We start from the raw sequence: 202 nt of genomic DNA on the forward strand, positions 1-202 counted from the left end.
TTCGCTCGCCGAACTGCTGTCGAGCGAGCATGGCAAGGTCGTCGCCGATGCGAAGGGCGATATTCAGCGCGGCCTCGACGTCATCGAATTCGCCTGCGGCGTGCCGCATCTGTTGAAGGGCGACTATACCCAGGGCGCTGGCCCCGGCATCGACGTCTATTCGATGCGCCAGCCCATCGGCATCGGTGCCGGCATCACCCCG

At 65.3% G+C, this 202-nt stretch carries 1 protein-coding gene; it reads left to right on the forward strand.

Annotation, left to right across the window (positions count from 1 at the left end):
* A partial coding sequence (locus ASE59_RS20740; protein ID WP_235515798.1) for an aldehyde dehydrogenase family protein occupies positions 1–202 on the forward strand: 202 nt, incomplete at both ends.

The organism is Sphingomonas sp. Leaf10, from assembly GCF_001421245.1.
Taxonomy (GTDB): domain Bacteria; phylum Pseudomonadota; class Alphaproteobacteria; order Sphingomonadales; family Sphingomonadaceae; genus Sphingomonas.